A 511-nucleotide genomic window follows, 5' to 3' on the forward strand; every position below is an offset into this window, starting at 1 on the left:
GGCGCTGGTCATGGCGCTGGACTGGCGCCACCCCACAGGCGAACTCATGCATCATTCTGACAGGGGGGCGCAGTATGCGGCAAAAGAGTATCGCCAGGTCCTCGCCACACGCGGCATCACCGTCTCCATGAGCCGCAAGGCGAGCTGCTGGGATAACGCACCAATGGAGTCGGCCAACGGCACGGTAAAAGTTGAGTGCGTATATGCAGAGCATTACGCCACGCGCGAACAGGCCCGGTTGTCCATCACGGAGTACCTCGCGTACTACAACACTGACCGCCTGCATTCGTCGTTGGATTACGTGAGCCCGAGTGAATTCGAGCGGCGCTGGCGCGCCGGGAATCAACACAAGGAGGAACCCACGTCATAATGAGTGTCGAGTTACCCACGGCCGGTCGACGTCGTGGTCGTAACAGGCGACCCGCCGCCCGGCCGTGGATAACTATCAAAAGCCCGTTCATGGCGTCCACAAAATGGGTACCGCTCCCCTGATCCCTGCGTACCAACGTCG

General features: G+C 60.7%; 1 protein-coding gene. It reads left to right on the forward strand.

Annotation, left to right across the window (positions count from 1 at the left end):
- Nucleotides 1-370 (forward strand): integrase core domain-containing protein (locus tag VSR34_RS38345; protein ID WP_342965226.1); only part of this gene is annotated, 370 nt, incomplete at its 5' end.
- Nucleotides 371-511 lie beyond the last annotated feature (141 nt).

It is taken from the genome of Paraburkholderia sp. JHI2823 (assembly GCF_038900695.1).
Taxonomy (GTDB): Bacteria; Pseudomonadota; Gammaproteobacteria; order Burkholderiales; family Burkholderiaceae; genus Paraburkholderia; species Paraburkholderia mimosarum.